This is a genomic window from Pseudomonas sp., assembly GCF_049300855.1.
Classification (GTDB): Bacteria; Pseudomonadota; Gammaproteobacteria; order Pseudomonadales; family Pseudomonadaceae; genus Aquipseudomonas.
In genome coordinates, this window is the sequence record NZ_JBAQKH010000040.1 from 15,970 (window position 1) to 33,257 (window position 17,288).

The following is a 17,288-nucleotide window of genomic DNA, read 5'->3' on the forward strand; positions in this document are numbered from 1 at the left end:
CTCCCACAGGTTTTGCATTCATCCCGCAACCTCACTGCCCACCGCAGCTCCCACTAGGATTTGCATCCACAGGCATGTTGTCGTTGCACCTGCTTCTACTGCCCCTGCGGCGCCGGTTCCGGTTCATTGGTCACCCGCAACAACCCCCACAATCCAGAGGTGTTGCCGTAAGCGGCGTAATCGCGGAACAGGTAATCCCCAGGGATCGCATTGCTGCCACCAGCACTCGGGATCATGAAGCTGAAGTGCGCGGCCGGCAGGACGCTTTCGTGGGCGCCGATGTACATCGACATCGGGTTGTAGCCGAAGCGCACGGAGCCCACGCCCGGCGAGCCCATCGGATAACCACCGACATCGCTCTTCTCGGCCTGGAACGGGTTCACCGACCAGACGTGCCCGTCGAGCTGGAACGTGGTGCCGCGACTGCCACCGCTCGGCATCAAAATATGCGTGCGGAACGGTTGCCCCGGTTTGGCATACAACACCGGCGTCTGCGGATCACCGCCGACCAGCGCATTGCTGTAGGCCATATGCGCGTTGGTCATGTCGCCATAACCCGCGCCATCGGCATGCCCGAACGGTGCATCCGGGGCGAGGCCGAAGCGGTACCACAGCGGTTCGGTCTTGTAGTTGATCGCCATGCTCGAGTTGTCCTGCGGATCGGTCGGCACGCCGAAGCCCTCAGCAGCAATCCCTTCCACCGGCCGGCCATTGGCCCAACGGGTGTTCAACGCCTTGTGCCAGACCATCGCGAAGTCGCGGTAGCTGGTTTGCCCTGGCGCCGTCACCGTGGCGTTGACCTTGCGCGCATCATCAACCCAGGTCGCGCCGATCGGCAGGATGCTCATCGCCCCGCCGAGACCTTTTTGCGGCTGCTTGATCACGTCCGCCGGGGTGAAATTCAATCCGCCGAACTCGACCGCCGTGGCGTTGATGTTGTCGACGCTGCGGCCCAGTTGCGTCACCGGTTTGCCTTCACGCTCCAGGTGCCCGGCGTAGTACTGATAGGTACGGGTCGGGTACGCGCCGCTGTTGCCGACGCGCGGTGGCACGGTCTGGATCGGGTTGGCACCGACGTTGGCGCCGTCGGATTTGGTGATGTCGTAGGCCAGCAATTGCGCATGCAGGCCGACGTGGCTGGACGGCCGCATCAGGTTGTTGCTGAAGGTGGTCGAACCCAGACCGCTGTTGCGATCACGCTTGACCATGCCTTGCATCACTGCGGTTTGCGTCAGGTCGGGCATCACGCTCGGCAGACGGTTTTCCAGGGTGATGTTGATGCAATCCCCTGCCGCCGCACGCAGTACCAGCGGTTCAACCGGGATGCCGGGTTTAAGCTTGCCGCTGAGCGGATCCAGATCGGATTTACGCACATACAGAATCGCGGTCGGATCATGCAGCGGCCCGCTCTGCCCGCCGATGGTGATGGTTTCGCCATCCTCCGGATCGGTCACGGTGACTTGCGGAATGCTCACCGTGCGCGAGTTCAGCACCAGGGTGCCGCCCGCCGGATTCAGCGGTCCGCCGACATGCTGGCCGAGCCCTTCGGGATCGCCGATGGTCAGGCCCAGCGTATTGCCGAGAATGTCGTTGGCCAGCGCCGCGACCACCTCATAGTTACGCTGCACCGTCGGCCGGGTGCCGATGCCGTTAGGGTTGGCGCTGATCCGTGGGCAACTGCCTTCGAACGCCACGGTGTTGCGCATGCCCGCCGGATTCGGGTTGTTGGGGATGGCGAACAGGTCATTGCGTTTGGCGGTGTAGTTGCGCATCACGCCCCAGATACCGCTCCAGTAGCCTTCGATCGAGGCATCCATCGAGTACAGATAGTCGCCCGTGGTCGCCGCCGAACTGGACAGCATCGACACCGGCGCAATAAAGCCCATCTGCTCGGAAATGCCGATCATCTGCGAGGCGCGCCAGCCAGAGTTGGAGCTGTTGCCGAACCCGGAACCGCTCTGCAGCCATTTCACGCCGTGCAGGGTGACGTTGTGCTCTTCCTCATGGCCGCCGGCATGCACGCGCAGCCGCACGTTGTCGCCGGTGTAGGTGCGCAGCATCGGCGTGAACGGATCGCCCGGTTCGGCGCCGCCCTTGTTGATGTGCGGCGGGAACAGCGTGGTACCGCCGGTAGGGCCGGTGGCCGAGGTGAGCAGATTCGGCGCCAGGTTCATCGCCGGAATTGCGCGGTCGGTGCGGCTTTGCATGGCGAACGACAGATCGCCACCGAGGCCGTCGGCCTGCATGCCGCGCTTGCCGTCCGGGCCGACCTTGTTCGGGTCGTACACGCGCAAGGCCAGCGGCTCGTTGCGGTAGTTGACGACGAACATGCCCGGATCATCCACCGAGATCGCCTGCGGACATGGTCGGCTCGGGCAGCCCGGGACCTGACCGCCCTGCACTTCCAATACACCTTCAAGCAAGTTGCTGGCGTTGTTGCGCACGGGCGGATTGATCGCGTAGCGGAAGCTGTCAGCTGTCGCCGGGAACGCTTGCGCATTCGGCACGCCATTGGGGCCGGCACCGACATAGACGCCGGCTTCATAGGCATGCTGGAAGTCGCTGTATTCGAGGAAGAACTCGCGGAAGCTGTCGTTCTTGCCATCGCCATCGAGGTCGCCGGTGTTGATCACCGCTTGCCACGAGGTCGGCCCGCCGTCCTGACGCGCACCACTATAGAGAGGCTCGCCGGTTTCGGCGTGGAACCAGGTCGAACCGGCCGGCTCGGCAAGCACCGTCGCGTACAGACCAATTTGCTGGTGCGTCGATGGGCCTAAGTGGTCGTGGGTGAAGATGGTGCCGAGGCCGCGATCGACGCCTTTGGCGTTGACCACCGGATCGACGAACCAGCGCTGCATCGCCGTGCGCGCGCCGAGCCAATCGGCGCGGCCGTACTGGCCGAAGAACGGATGGTTCTTGGCTTTCGGGCAAGCCTGGGTGCCGTCGCGCGGATCAGTGCTGGCGCATTGATTGAACTCGCGAATCGCGTGAATGCGTTCCTGCACAGCGCCGGGCGAGAGCACGCCGTCCTCGTAGTTCCAGCCATTGGACGAGCCATCCGCCGAGGTCAGATCCCACTTCGGCAGGTGAATGTGCTGACCGATCACGTCGGTTGGCGTGCGTACCTGATAGTCGTCCATCTCGTAGGTGGCCGGCACCAGGTTGGTTTGCTGGTATTGCACGCAATCGAAAGTGTTCATGCGCATCACCAGCGGCTCTGGCGGACGCTGCTTGGTGATCACCGGCCAGGCGTCTTCCCACAGCGCGAGAATGCGCGCCTGCGGGAAGTGATAACCGACCTTGTTGTACACCGCGTCGAACTGAATGTTGGCGGCTTTGTAGATCCGTGGCCGGTCGGCGGTGAAGCTTGAGGCGCCGACAAAGGACATGCCGTCGACGCGCTCACCGCTGGCGAACTCGCCACTGCCAGCGCTGGCGGTCAGGCGTTTTTGCCGGTCGTCCATGCACGGCTCGTAGTACGGCGCGCCAGCCATCGGCAAGGCGCCATTGGTGCGAAACGCCTTGGCGACTACTTGATTGCCGGGCAGCAAGGCATAGCTTGGGTGATCTTTCTTCGCGTGGAAGGCCATCGCCGCTTGTTCGACTTCGGTGCCTTCTTCCGGCAGGTAAATCGGTTTGGCGCGGGTGACTTCCTTGGAGAAGTCCAGCGAGGTGGTCACGGTGTGCGCCTCGCCACCGGCCGCGACGCCGTCCAGTGCGTGCCGCTGCAAGCCACCATTCCAGCCACCGGACTGCGCCGGATCAAGATTGGCCCACAGCGCTTTGCCGCTGGCTTTGAGCGACTGCGCAGTGGCCGCGTCGAGCATGTCCAGTGGCGGGGTTGGCGGACGCTGGCCGACCGAGCTTTCCATGCCGCCGATCCAGAATGGATAGCCAGGGTTTTTCAGGCTTCCGTCGGCATTGCGGTTGGCTTCGCTGCGATCGACCAGCGCCAGCGAGCCGATGGCTTGACCGCCGGCGTTGCCGCCATGGTGCTCGCCATCGTCATCGCCCTCTTCTTCATCCTCGTCGTCATCATGGCCGGCGATCAGGGTTTCACCGATTTTCGGCACGACCACCACTTTGCCGGGCATCGGCGCCATGGCTTTGCCCGGCAGCGGCACAATCGCTGGAATCGGTGTGCCGGCAACGATTTCGCCATCCGGCAAAGCGCGTGCGCCGGACGCCGGCTTGCCACTGCGCAGGGCGAACGGTTCGCTGTGATAACCGTCGGCGCCCTGCTGCGAAACGTCGAGCCGAGTGCCTTCTTCGAAGACATCGTGCACCCGCCACATCGCCCACATGCCTTGGGCAAAGTGCGGATAGAAATGGCAGTGATAGATCGCATCGCCGGCCACGCGGTTGCGGTTGCCCGAACCACCGTTGGCGATTTCATAGGTATAACCGGCGCCCGGGCCAATGCCCTGGGCGTCGACGTAATCGGAGTTGTCGTCGTTGGGGTTGAACAGCCACTGATGGCCGTGCAGGTGGAAGATGTGCTGCTCATGGCCATTGTGGGTGTTGCGGAATTTGACGAAGTCACCGATGTAACTGTGATTGACGTTGGACGGCTCCGACGGATACAGCGCCATAGTGGCTTTCACCCCGATCTGATCGGCGCGCGGTGTCTGGCCCGGGGCGATGTTCTCAAGCCCGGTGTTGGCCGGTACATCCACCAGCATCGCCACATCGCCGACGGTGTGCGAGCTGAGGAAGAATTCTTCATAGGCGCACGACAGGCAATCGTGCATCGGCCCCACGCCCAAACGGTTGGCGACCACTTCGGCACCCATGCCGCCGGAGCCGTAGTTGATCATGAACGAGTCGCGGGTCGGCTCCAGCACATGAGCCATCACCGGGTCGGCCCAATACGCCGGAAACGCTTGAGTGGCGGCAGTTTCATCCTGGAATTGCGAGGCGAAATCGCGGAACGCTTCGAGGCGGTTGGGGATCGCCGGGTTGCGTTTGCCCATCGATTCCAGCGGATAAGTGCTCGGTGGAAAACTGCCATCGGCGTTGCTGCCCATGACAATCGCATCGCTTTCGCTGGAGATGATCTCATTGCCATCGACCATGCCGATGATCGGCGTACCGGCCTTGCCTTCACGCAGCCACGGTTCGCGTTGCGGGTAGCGCGCCTGGTAATCGACGATCGGTTGGCCGGTGGGTGCGCGGCCCGTGGTGGCCAGGCGCATTTCTTCTTCGGTGAGGGTATTGCGATAAGTGCGACCGCCCTTGGGCAGGACGACGACCTGGCCGAACAGACCATTGGCAACGTTGCCGGCCGCGCCCTCGCCACCGAACGTCGCGCCACGGCTGCTAACGGCAAACGCGCCTTCCCGTTCGGCGTACAACGTGTAAGAACGGCTGGCGCCGGGTGGTACCAGACTGTTGGCGTTACGCCCGGTGAATGAAGAGATGTCATCGATGCTGTTCACTGCTTGCAGGCCGTTGACCTGGAAACCGACGTGACGATCAGCCACTTGTTCATCGACTTTGAAGTCTTCGGCGCCGTTGGCGTTTTCCGCGCCCTCCTCTTCGCCCTCGTTTTCAAAATGCTTGTTGGGGTTGGCCTGATAGTCGAGCAGGTTTTGCAGATTGATCGTCAGGCAATCACCCGCCGCCACGCGCAACACCAGTGGCCGAGGACGCTTGTCCGGGCGCAGCGAAACTTTGCCTGGCACTGCGGCGCCACCGTAAGCCAGCGACTGCTCATGTTCATCGACCACGTCGCGGCGCAGGGCGAACATCATGCCGTTGATGTTCTGCGCACCGAGGCGGTTGAACATCAGCGGTTGGTCGAAGGCGACCACATTGGCCACCAGATTACGCTCGCAACGTACGGCCGCGCCGGCCAGCTCGACGCTGAGCATCGAGGCCAGAATCAGCAGCCAGTTCAACAGAGACGGAGCGTGATGAATGCCAACCATGATCAGTAACCTCGTAGTGGGTGCTCTTGGGAACACTTCTCGACAAATGCCCCGGAGCAATCCGCGTGCCACAAAAAATTGCATTACCGTTCAATCAGTTACCGCGACCAGTTGAGAATCCGGGGGATATTCCCCACCCCTTTTCCCCACTTTTCGGGTGTATCCGCTTTGCCCCGAAAGTGGGGAAACCGGGTTGGGGTCACAACGGCGCATCCATGGCCAGCCCCTGCAGACGCCGGTACTGACGCAATACATTCGGCACATAACGCTGGGTTTCAGCGAACGGCGGAATCACCCGGCCACGGCTGAGCACCGCGTCGGGCCCGGCGTTGTAGGCCGCCACGGCGAGGGCGATGTCGTTGTCGAAGAGGGTCATCAAACGCTTGAGGTATTTCGCGCCGCCCTGGATGTTGGCCTTGGGGTCGTAGACGTCGGTCACGCCCAGTTCGCGCGCGGTGTCGGGCATCAATTGCATGAGCCCGCCCGCACCTTTGGCTGAGGTCGCGCCGGGGTTGTAATGGGATTCTGCGTTGATCACCGCGTGCAGCAACGCTTCGGGTAATTGGTTGACCTTGGCCGCTGCCGAGACCAGTTCCGCATAAGGCTGATTGGCGATCATTTGTGGCTGTTGATCGAGGCTGGCCACAGGCAATTCAGCCTCGTGGATCACCCGTTCGTAGGTGCGTCCGGGCCGGTGAACGTTGGACAGTACATAGCTGCCCTTGGCGTCCACCGAGATGAACACATCGGCTTGCGCGGCGCCGCTGAGCAGCACACAACCGAGCAATCCGCTGGCGATAAATTTCATGTCGGGCCTCCCCGGATCGACCCCGATAAATTGGGGGAAATGCCCCAATGGCCGATCACGTTTGAGCCATACGCAAGCACTGTGCCGACTCTTGAAAGGCCCGGATTACAAGGGCTTCAGCCAAGTTGATGTTTTTGGTCGGGGCTGAGCATGGCAATTGCATAAGCCCTTGTGGCAACACGGCTGCCACTCACGGGAGGTCATCATGAAGCTGCAATTTCGTCCGCGTGACCAACGCGGTTTTACCCTGCTCGAATTGCTCGTGGTGCTGGTGGTGCTCGGCCTGTTGGCCGGGATCGTCGCGCCGAAATACTTCGCTCAACTCGGTCGCTCGGAAGTGAAAGTGGCCAAGGCGCAAATCGAAGGGCTGAGCAAGGCACTGGATTTGTATCGACTGGAAGTCGGCCACTACCCGTCTACCGAACAGGGCTTGCAAGCCTTGGTGATCGCGCCGAGTGACGAGGCGAAATGGACCGGCCCGTACTTGCAGAAAAAACTGCCGCAGGATCCGTGGGGACGTAATTACGCCTACCGCTATCCCGGCGAAAACAGCGAGTACGACCTGCTGTCGATGGGCAAGGACGGCCAGCCCGGTGGAGAAGGCGAGAATGCCGAAGTGACCAATTGGCAGTGACTGGAGCGCGGCCCATGCGATTTCATTTGAAAGCGGTCGGCAAGGCTGGCGTGGTGTCCTTGAGCGTCGAAGCGGCGGGTGACAGCGAGGCACGGCGCATCGCCGAAGATCAGGGTTTGCGCGTGCTCAGCTCGCACGCCGACAAGCATTGGCGCTCGCTGAAACTGCGCCAGCGCGAGACCTTCAATCTGGTGTTATTCAGCCAGGAACTGACCACGCTGCTCAATGCCGGCCTACCGTTGATCGATGCGCTGGAAAGCCTCGCCGAAAAAGAATCCGCCCCCGCTGCCCGGAAAACCTTGAGTGAGCTGGTCCGCTTGCTTTACGAGGGCAAATCGTTCTCGCAGGCGTTGGGCCAGTTGTCGGCGGTGTTCCCGCCACTGTACGTGGCGCTGGTACAGTCCAGCGAGAAGACCGGCGCGGTCGGCGATGCGCTCGGTCGCTACGTCAGTTATCGCCAGCGCATGGACGAGGTGCGCCAGAAGATCATCAGCGCCTCGATCTACCCGATGCTGTTGCTGATAGTCGGCGGTGGCGTGGTGCTGTTTTTGATGGGTTATGTGGTGCCGCGCTTCAGTCTGGTGTTTGAAGGCTTGGGCAATAACCTGCCGTGGCTGTCGCAGGTGTTGATGAGTAGCGGCATGTTTTTGCATGCGCATCAGGCGGAATTCTTCGCTGCGCTGGCCGCGATTGTCATCGCCCTCGCCGTGCTGCAAAAGCAACCAGCGTTTCGCCGAGGGCTGGATCGGCTGGTGGAGAAACTGCCCGCCGTGCATCAGCGGATTTTCATGTATGAACTGGCGCGGTTCTATCGCTCGCTGGGGATTCTGCTGCAAGGCGGGATTCCGCTGGTGACCGCCATGGCCATGGTCCGTGGCTTGCTCACCGTTGCTTCACGGGTGCGGCTGGATCAGGCTTGCGAGCGGGTGCGCGAGGGGCAGTCATTGTCCACTGCGCTGGAGCTCAATCAGCTGGTGACGCCGGTTTCGCTGCGCCTGCTCCGGGCCGGTGAGCAGTCCGGCAACCTCGGGCAGATGATGGAACGCAGCGCCGACTTTTACGACGAGGAAATAAGCCGCTGGCTGGAGTGGTTCGTGAAGTTGTTCGAGCCGCTGCTGATGACCTTCATCGGCTTGCTGATCGGGGTCATCGTGATCCTGATGTACATCCCGATTTTCGAACTGGCTTCGAGTATTCACTGACTCCGGGAACGGGTCCGATCCCTGCAACAACGCACTTTACGTTCCCAACAAAACCACAAAGACGGAGAACGATATGCACATTAAAAAGCTCGTGCTCGCAATGGCCATCGGCGCAGTTCTGTCGGCGTCCACCGTGCTGATTCCGGATAGCCTATCCGGCATTTCCAGTGTTCAGGCCAAGGAAGGTGGCAGTGGGGGTGGAGGGAGTGGTGGCGGTGGACATGGCGGAGGGGGTGGCGGTAACGGCGGAGGAAATGGCGGCGGGCATGGCGGTAGTGGTGGTGGAGGCGGCGGAAGTGGCGGTGGCGGTGGCGGTGGCGGTGGCGGTGGCGGTGGCGGCAATGGTGGTGGACACGGCGGCAGTGGCAGTGGCAGTGGCGGAAGTGGCCACGGTGACGGCGGCAGTGGACACAGCGGCAGCGGCCAGGGCTCCGGGCACTCTGGCGATTCCGCTTCATCCTCCGGCCGCAACGGCACTCACGCCGAACCGGGCGATGATCACGGCGTGCACCGGGCCGGTGAAGTCGGCGATGACCACGGCGTCCACCGGGCCGGTGAAGTCGGCGATGACCACGGCGTCCACCGCGCCGGTGAAGTCGGCGATGACCGAGGACTGCATGCAGCAGGCGAACCGGGGGATGATCGCGGCGTACATGTCGGCGGCGAGGCGGGCGATGACAAGCGCGCCAACTGATCAATCCTGAAACACCGCAACCCTTGTGGGAGCTGGCTTGCCAGCGATGAGGCAGGGTCAGGCAAATTGTATTGCCTGCCACACCGCCATCGCTGGCAAGCCAGCTCCCACAATGTTCTGCAGTGTGCACAAATTCCGCAGTCGCCTACGATCTCCTACAGTTTTGATCTGCGTAAGGCTCAGAGATCGACGTGGCTCTCGTTCAGGCGTTCGCGCAAAAATTCGACCAGCGCCTGCACCGGTCTTGAAGCCTGGCGATGCTGCGGATACACCGCCGATAGAGTCAGCGGCTCAGGTCGCAAATCATCCAGCACCGGCACCAGCCGGCCATCCTTAAGCGCCGCGCCGACAATGAACGTCGGCAGATAGGTAATGCCCATTCCCTGCACCGCCGCATCTCTGAGCAATTCGCCGTTGTTCACGCGCATCCGCCCGGTGACATTCACCAACAGCGGCTTACCCTGCCCCGCATTGAAGCGCCATTGCACCGAGCGCCCGTGTCCGTAAGGCAGGCAATCGTGGTTGAGCAGCTCCTCCGGTTTGAGCGGTGTGCCGCGTTCAGCAAGATACGCCGGGCTGGCGCAGTACACCCGCTCGATCGACGCAATGCGCCGGGCAATCAGGGTCGAATCCTCCAGCACGCCAATGCGCAGCGCCAGGTCGTAACCCTCGCCGAGCAAATCCACCGGGCGATCACTCAAGTCCACCTCAACCGTGACTTCCCGGTAGCGCTGCAAGAACATCGGCAGCAGACACCCCAAGTGCGCCACGGCAAACGACAGCGGCGCACTCAGGCGAATCGTCCCGCGTGGCTCGGCGGTCTGCCCGGCGATGCCCTGCTCCACTTGCTCGACTTCGCCCAACAGCCGCAATGCCGATTCGTAATAGCTCTGCCCCAGCGGCGTGACGTCCAGGCGCCGCGTCGAGCGGTTCAACAATCGCACGCCGAGGCGCTCTTCCAACTGCATCAAGCGCCGGCTGACGAACTGCTTGGACAGGCCCAATTGATCAGCCGCTGAGGTGAAGCTGCCGGAGTCCATGACCTGGCAAAAAATACGCATGTCTTCGAACGGGTTCATTGTCACTCTCTGGTGGACAGTTAAACGCTTTATAGCCGCTTTTTCACTTTTCAGCAGCCTATTAATCTGTGCTCACGGTGTTGCTGAGGCCTGAACCCCAGCGCCACAGCAGCCCGCAACCCAGGCACAACAATTCAAAAACATTCAAAAGGATTTCCACCATGAACCTCGTCAAGAAAACCCTCACCGCTTCCCTCCTCGCCCTGTCCATCGGCAACGCTTTCGCCGCCGAAAGCAGCGGCGTCGAACACAACACCCAGGCCTTCCTCAACGCCCTCGCCGCCGGCGGCGGCAAACCGCTGGAGCAACTGAGCCCGAAAGATGCCCGTGCGGTGCTGACCGGTGCGCAGGCTTCGGTGAAGGTGGATTTGTCCGGTGTTGAAGTCAGCGACAAAGCGATCAAGGTCGATGGCCAGACGATCAACCTGAAAGTGGTGCGTCCGGCCAAGGTCAAAGGCGAGTTGCCGGTGTTCATGTTCTTCCACGGTGGCGGCTGGGTGCTCGGTGATTACCCGACGCACCAGCGCTTGATTCGTGACTTGGTGGTGGGCTCTGGCGCCGTTGCGGTGTACGTCGATTACACGCCGTCGCCGGAAGCGCAGTACCCGACCGCGATCAACCAGGCCTACGCCGCAACGAAATGGGTGGCAGAACACGGCAAGGAGATCGGTGTCGATGGCAAGCGTCTGGCAGTGGCCGGCAACAGCGTCGGCGGCAACATGGCTGCAGTCGTGGCGTTGATGGCCAAGGAACAGAAATCCCCGGCGCTGCGCTTCCAGTTGCTGATGTGGCCGGTGACCAACGCGCAGTTCGACGACGGTTCGTACCAGCAATTCGCCGAGGGGCACTTCCTCACCAAAGGCATGATGCAGTGGTTCTGGGACAACTACACCACCAACCCGGCCGAACGTGCGCAGATCCACGCCTCGCCGCTCAACGCCAGTGCCGAACAACTCAAAGGCTTGCCCGCCGCACTGGTGCAGACCGCCGAGTTCGACGTGCTGCGTGACGAAGGTGAAGGCTATGCGCGGCACCTGGATGCGGCGGGTGTAGCGGTGACCTCGGTGCGTTACAACGGGATGATCCATGACTTTGGCTTGCTCAATCCGCTGAGTCAGATTCCGGAGGTGAAAGCGGCGGTGCGTCAGGCGGCAGCCGAGTTGAAAACCCACTTGCAGCCTTAACGGCAAAAGATCGCAGCCTGCGGCAGCTCCTACAGGGAAATGCATTCCAAAGTAGGCGCTGCCGCAGGCTGCGATCTTTTTATTGGCAGACATTGCGGAGCTTCGGTCATGACCCTTTTCTACACTCACCTGCTGTCCTGGAGCGCCGCCCTGCTGCTGCTCGACGCTGTGCTCTGGCACTTCTCGCCCTTCACCCATCGCGCCCCGAGAGTGGGTGTGCGGCTGGTGCTGTTCCTGGCGTTCACGGCGCTGGTGATCAACGCCGGCGTCAGTCCGTTGCAGGCTCCGCTGTTCGCCGATGACCGCGTGGCGCAACTGGGTGCAACCGCGTTGGGGATTCTCTGGTGGCTGTACGCCGCGCGGGTGCTGACCGAAGTCATCGGCCTGGCACTGATGCGGCGCATCGGCCACAGCGGTCGTTTGCTGCAAGACGTGATCGGCGCACTGGTGTTTCTGGTCGCCACCGTCGCTGCGGCCGGTTACGTGCTGGAACTGCCAGTGAAAGGTTTGCTGGCGACTTCGGGCGTGGTCGCCATCGTTGTCGGTCTGGCGCTGCAAAGCACCTTGGCCGATGTGTTTTCCGGAATCGTGCTCAACACCACCAAGCCCTATCAGGTGGATGATTTCGTGGTGATCGACGGCGTCGAAGGCAAGGTCTTCGACATCGACTGGCGCGCCACGCACCTGCTGACCAGCGCCGGAACCATGGCGGTGGTGCCGAACTCGGTGGCGGCCAAGGCGAAGATCGTCAACCTCAGCCGCCCGAACAACATGCACGGCGTGTCGATCAGCATTCAGGTGCCGAATCACATTCGCCCGCGCCGGGTACTCGATGCGCTTGATCGGACCTTGCAGGGCAGCAGTTCTCTGTTGCTGACGCCAGCGCCGAAAGCCGTGTTGAAAGAGGCCGGCGAAACCCTGTCGGAATACGTGGCGAGCGGCTTCATCGCCGAGCTCGGCAAGAAAAGCGAAGTACGCAATCAACTGTTCGACCTCGCTCACCGGCATCTGGAAGCGGCGGGAATCTCGCGGCATCCGGATGGCGTGATTGAGCCGTCGAGCCGTGCCCGCGCGTTGCTCGACGAAGTGAAAATCTTCCGTTCGCTGAGCAGTGAGGAGCGTGATCGCCTCGCCGAATCGATGGTTGCCCAGCAGTATGCGGCAGGCCAGGTGGTGCTGGATCTGGATGAAGTGCCGGACAGTCTGTTTGTGATTGCCACTGGCGTCGTCAGCGCGACGGTGGTGGACGGTGACAGCAAGGTCGAGGCCGGGCGGATGGGACCGAGCGAGGTCATGGGTGAACAGAGCATTCTGGCGGATACGCCGTCGCAGGCGACGTTCACGGCGTTGACGTCGAGCATCATTTATCGTCTCGACAAGCACCTCACTCGTCAGTGCATGGAACAGCGCATGGAGGTGGGGCAGGCGTTGAATAAGTTGCAGGCGGTGCGTCAGCAGAACAGTCGCCTCGCGTTGATGGGCAAGCCGGTGGCGGTGAGGAAAGGTGGGTTTTTGGGTTGGTTGCAGAAGCGTTGAAGCGGCAAGATCAAGATCAAAAGCCTCCCCCTCACCCCAGCCCTCCCGAAACGTCGGACCGCCCCCAAGGGGGCGAGGGGAAAGGGAGCCGATCTCCATGTATTTCAAAATCGGAGTTCGGCTCGGTATTGCAGGTCGACGTACCACGAAAGAAACCGATCTCCGGGATTTTCAAGACCTGAGTTCGACTCGGTATTACACGTCGGCGTACCTCGAAAGAACCCCTCGGTCAGTCCCCTCTCCCTCCGGGAGAGGGCTAGGGTGAGGGGCTTTTCAGGCTCACCGATTACTTGGCAGTGAACTTGGTATAGCTATTGATCAAGTTGCGATAGTTAGGCAACCGCTCCGACAGCAAATGCGCCAACCCTTCCATGTCGTTGCGCCAGTCACCCTGCAGCTCGCACGCTACCGAGAACCAATTCAGCAGGTGGGCACCCGCCGCCGACATCCGCGCCCACGCCGCCTGCTGCACGGTGGTGTTGAAGGTGCCGGAAGAGTCGGTCACGACAAACACTTCGTAGCCTTCAGCAATCGCCGACAGTGTCGGGAATGCCACGCAAACGTCCGTCACCACACCGGCGATGATCAGTTGCTTGCGACCGGTGGCCTTGATCGCCTTGACGAAGTCTTCGTTGTCCCACGCATTGATCTGGCCCGGGCGCTGAATGAACGGCGCATCCGGAAACTGCTCACGCAGCTCAGGCACGATCGGGCCGTTGGGACCGGCGTCAAAACTGGTGGTGAGGATGGTTGGCAGCTTGAAGAACTTGGCGATGTCACCCAGCGCCAGCACGTTGTTCTTGAACTCGTTCGGGGTGAAATCCTGGACCAGCGAGATCAGGCCGGTCTGGTGATCGACCAGCAGTACAACCGCATCATCTTTGTTCAGACGTGTGTAAGGAACGCTCATGGGAAAACTCCTGATGGACGGATGGATGAAGCATTGAGCGCCGACCGGATGGCCGGCGCTTTTAGGGGGAATCAGAAGGCGAAGCAGGAACAGCCGAACGCGCCCCAGAAACCGGCGAAGTCGCTGACCGGTGCGTTCGACATCCGCGCCTTTTCATGGCTGTGGGTGTGCACTGCGCACGGGCCGCTGCACTGGTGCACCTGCGCCTGCAACGGTGAATTCGGCCGCCAATGGCCCGGGACTTTGACCACCGGCGACCAGTCCGGCAGCACCGGAATCGAACGCGGGCCGAGGTCTTCGAAGTCGCCAGCGGCGTAAACAATCTTGCCGCCGACCACGGTCAGCACCGACTCGATCCACTTGATCGCTTCTTCTTCGACATGGAAGAAGTCCGCGCTCAGCGCCGCCAGATCCGCCAGTTGGCCGACCTTGATCTGGCCTTTCTTGCCCTGCTCCGAGGAGAACCAGGCGCTGCCGTGGGTGAACAGTTCCAGCGCAGTGGTGCGCGGCAAACCCTCTTCGTACAAGGCCAGCCCACCGACGGTGCGGCCGCTGACCATCCAGTACAGCGAAGTCCACGGGTTGTAGCTGGACACCCGCGTGGCATCGGTGCCGGCGCCGACCGGTACACCTTCGGCGAGCATGCGTTTGATCGGTGGGGTGGCTTCGGCGGCTTGTTTGCCGTAACGGTCGACGAAGTACTCACCCTGGAACGCCATGCGATCCTGAATCGCAATGCCGCCGCCCAGCGCTTTCACCCGTTCGATGTTTTGCGGGGTGATGGTTTCAGCGTGGTCGAAGAACCACGGCAAACCGTTGAACGGAATGTCACGGTTGACCTTCTCGAATACGTCGAGCATGCGGCTGATCGATTCGTTGTAGGTGGCGTGCAAGCGGAACGGCCAGCGCTGCTCGACCAAGTGGCGCACCACTGGCTCCAACTCTGCTTCCATGGTTTGCGGCAAGTCCGGGCGTGGTTCGAGGAAGTCTTCGAAATCCGCTGCCGAAAACACCAGCATTTCCCCGGCGCCGTTGTGGCGCAGGTAGTCGTCGCCCTGGTGCAACTTGACGCTGCCGGTCCAGTTCTGGAAATCGGTAAGCTCTTCTTTGGGCTTCTGGGTGAACAGGTTGTAGGCGATGCGCACGGTCAACTGGTCGTCTTTGGCCAGTTGTTCGATCACCTGATAATCGTCCGGGTAGTTCTGGAAACCGCCGCCGGCATCAATTGCACTGGTCAGGCCGAGGCGATTGAGTTCGCGCATGAACTGGCGGGTCGAGTTGACCTGATATTCCAGCGGCAGCTTCGGCCCCTTGGCCAGCGTCGAGTAGAGGATCATCGCGTTCGGTCGCGCGACCAGCATGCCGGTCGGGTTGCCGTTGCTGTCGCGAACGATCTCGCCACCCGGCGGGTTCGGCGTGTCACGGGTATAACCGGCGACGCGCAGCGCGGCGCGATTGAGCAAGGCGCGGTCGTACAGGTGCAAAATGAACACCGGAGTGTCCGGCGCGGCCTGGTTGATCTCTTCGAGGGTCGGCATGCGTTTTTCGGCGAACTGGAATTCGTTCCAGCCACCGACCACGCGCACCCATTGCGGGGTCGGCGTGCGGTCGGCCTGATCCTTGAGCATGCGCAGCGCGTCGGCCAGCGACGGCACGCCTTCCCAGCGCAGTTCGAGGTTGTAGTTCAAACCGCCACGGATCAAGTGCAAGTGCGAGTCGTTGAGGCCGGGGATCACGCAGCGGCCGTGCATATCGACCACTTGCGTGTCCGGCCCGCGCAGGGCCATCGCTTGATTGTCGTTGCCAACGACGACGAAACGGCCATCGGTGATGGCCACGGCACTGGCCAGCGGCTTGGTGCGGTCAACGGTATGAAATTGACCATTGAACAGAATCAGATCGGCGCTCATCGCAGTTCCTCAAGCAAAGTGAAAGAAGCAAACCCCGCGCGCTCAGCGTGGCGAGGTCTCTTGGGAATCGAGGTGTTCATGGGCCTGACTGGCTTCGAGCCACGGTGTAAACAAACGGGTGACCGGCGGCATCACCACGTACACCACCGACAGGACGATGGTCAGGGTGATCAGGAACGTGGCGACTACGTAATTGGAAAGCAGCGGATGCAACGCCAACAGCGGTCCCCAGATCAACGGCACCAGCAAGGTGTGCGGCAGAATCACCAGCAGCGAGACCACAGCTTGCTTCCAGCGCGGCGGCGGCGAAGCGGCATCGGCCAGTGGCGAGAACCAGAATTCCTTGATCGGCGCGACTTCCGTCTGATCACCGTCAGCCAGCATCGGCGCGGCTTCGGCGACCAGTGCCTGACGCTGTGGCGACTCCAGCCAGCCTTGCATCGCTTCGGTGGAGCTGAAGCGCAGCACGCAGGTGTAGAAATCGAGACGGCCGCGTTTGCCACGCACCACGTCTACGCCCAAATGGCCTTCACGCTGGCTCGCCACGCGGACGATGTTGCGCAACCACGCCTCATACGCCGACTCGAAACCAGCCTTGACCCGGTGTTTGATGATCAACGTGACCGTCTCATCGGCCCCCGGTGCTTGTGGATTGAGGACTTCAGGCATAACGCAGCACTCCGGGCAAACGAACAGGAATCACCAGCCGTCCCGGCCCGGCGATCAACACAGTGGTAAACACGATCAACAGCAACCAGCCGAACTGCCCCTCGGCCACACTCCATTGCGGATGCACGACCAACAGCGCCACCAGCAGCACAAAGAGAATAGGCACGCAGGCCAATCGCGCCAGTAACCCGGCGACGATCAGTAGCGGACAGAGGACTTCGGCGAAGATCGCCAGAATCAGGGTGAGGTGGGCGCCGAGGTGGAACGGGTCTTCGATCAGTTGCAGTTGCGCGGTGAAGTCCAGCAGCTTGGGCAAGCCGTGCACCCACAGCAGAAACAACCCGCCGCTGACCCGCAGGAACAGCAAACCGATGTCGCGTGCCCGTTCATCTGTTGAGGCATTCATGACCCGACCCTTGAAATGTCATTGGCTGGAATCATGCCAATGATGGTCGGGAGGAAATTGGATGGGTGTGCTCAGTTCTGCGGCATTGATCGTTCCCACGCTCTGCGTGGGAATGCAGCCCGGGACGCTCCGCGTCCCCTCCAGAGCCGAACGCGGAGCGTCCGTTGAGGCGTTCCCACGCAGAGCGTGGGAACGATCAAGCAGGCTCGCTCCCACAGGGGGTGTGCTTAGGCCGGTGGTTCGAGGTTATCCAGCACCCGATTCACTGCCAGCTCACCGAGCATGATCAACTGGGCAATCCCCAACAACGCCCGGCGCTGCGGTGC

At 61.8% G+C, this 17,288-nt stretch carries 13 protein-coding genes; 5 read left to right on the plus strand and 8 right to left on the minus strand.

The genetic code is table 11. The features are described 5' to 3' along the window. Positions 1-95 precede the first annotated feature (95 nt). Positions 96-5,930: a manganese-oxidizing multicopper oxidase MnxG gene (gene mnxG, locus WA225_RS21150; RefSeq protein WP_422609449.1), complete on the minus strand. Its 5,835-nt coding sequence runs from the start codon at positions 5,928-5,930 to the stop codon at positions 96-98. Between the two features lie 199 nt (positions 5,931-6,129). Further along, the gene (locus WA225_RS21155) at positions 6,130-6,738 is read right to left on the minus strand and encodes a lytic transglycosylase domain-containing protein (protein ID WP_422609450.1); all 609 of its coding nucleotides are present in this window, start codon (positions 6,736-6,738) and stop codon (positions 6,130-6,132) included. A gap of 205 nt (positions 6,739-6,943) precedes the next feature. On the opposite strand from WA225_RS21155, the gene gspG reads away from it, so the two are divergent. The 3 genes from gspG (at position 6,944) to WA225_RS21170 (ending at position 9,268) form a co-directional block, all read left to right on the plus strand. Beyond that, a complete protein-coding gene (gspG, locus tag WA225_RS21160) occupies positions 6,944-7,372 on the plus strand; it encodes a type II secretion system major pseudopilin GspG (RefSeq protein ID WP_422609451.1) in 429 nt (142 codons plus the stop codon). A gap of 14 nt (positions 7,373-7,386) precedes the next feature. After that, positions 7,387-8,574 carry a type II secretion system F family protein gene (locus WA225_RS21165; protein WP_422609452.1) on the plus strand — a complete coding sequence of 396 codons (1,188 nt, stop codon included), beginning with the start codon at positions 7,387-7,389 and terminating at the stop codon, positions 8,572-8,574. A gap of 73 nt (positions 8,575-8,647) precedes the next feature. Continuing rightward, entirely contained in the window at positions 8,648-9,268 is a 621-nt protein-coding gene (locus tag WA225_RS21170; RefSeq protein WP_422609453.1) for a hypothetical protein, read from the plus strand. Between the two features lie 179 nt (positions 9,269-9,447). Here the strand turns inward: WA225_RS21170 and WA225_RS21175 are convergent, their stop codons facing one another. After that, on the minus strand, positions 9,448-10,347 hold the full coding sequence (locus WA225_RS21175) for a LysR family transcriptional regulator (RefSeq protein ID WP_422609454.1): 900 nt from the start codon (positions 10,345-10,347) through the stop codon (positions 9,448-9,450). A 161-nt stretch (positions 10,348-10,508) separates the two neighbouring features. On the opposite strand from WA225_RS21175, the gene WA225_RS21180 reads away from it, so the two are divergent. Continuing rightward, positions 10,509-11,531: an alpha/beta hydrolase gene (locus WA225_RS21180; protein WP_422609455.1), complete on the plus strand. Its 1,023-nt coding sequence runs from the start codon at positions 10,509-10,511 to the stop codon at positions 11,529-11,531. A 108-nt stretch (positions 11,532-11,639) separates the two neighbouring features. Further along, a complete protein-coding gene (locus tag WA225_RS21185; protein ID WP_422609457.1) occupies positions 11,640-13,067 on the plus strand; it encodes a mechanosensitive ion channel domain-containing protein in 1,428 nt (475 codons plus the stop codon). A gap of 286 nt (positions 13,068-13,353) precedes the next feature. Here WA225_RS21185 and ycaC read toward each other — a convergent pair whose 3' ends face one another. From ycaC to WA225_RS21210, 5 genes are all read right to left on the minus strand, one after another. Continuing rightward, positions 13,354-13,977 (minus strand): isochorismate family cysteine hydrolase YcaC, encoded by a 624-nt coding sequence (ycaC, locus tag WA225_RS21190; RefSeq protein WP_007913541.1) that lies wholly within the window; start codon positions 13,975-13,977, stop codon positions 13,354-13,356. A 71-nt stretch (positions 13,978-14,048) separates the two neighbouring features. Then, positions 14,049-15,887 (minus strand): amidohydrolase, encoded by a 1,839-nt coding sequence (locus tag WA225_RS21195; RefSeq protein ID WP_422609458.1) that lies wholly within the window; start codon positions 15,885-15,887, stop codon positions 14,049-14,051. Between the two features lie 42 nt (positions 15,888-15,929). Continuing rightward, positions 15,930-16,556 (minus strand): antibiotic biosynthesis monooxygenase, encoded by a 627-nt coding sequence (locus WA225_RS21200; RefSeq protein ID WP_422609459.1) that lies wholly within the window; start codon positions 16,554-16,556, stop codon positions 15,930-15,932. After that, entirely contained in the window at positions 16,549-16,962 is a 414-nt protein-coding gene (locus WA225_RS21205; protein ID WP_422609460.1) for a DoxX family protein, read from the minus strand. Before WA225_RS21205 ends, WA225_RS21200 begins: the two co-directional genes overlap by 8 nt. A gap of 227 nt (positions 16,963-17,189) precedes the next feature. Beyond that, positions 17,190-17,288: DUF6124 family protein (locus WA225_RS21210; RefSeq protein WP_422609461.1), on the minus strand; the 99-nt coding region annotated here is incomplete at its 5' end.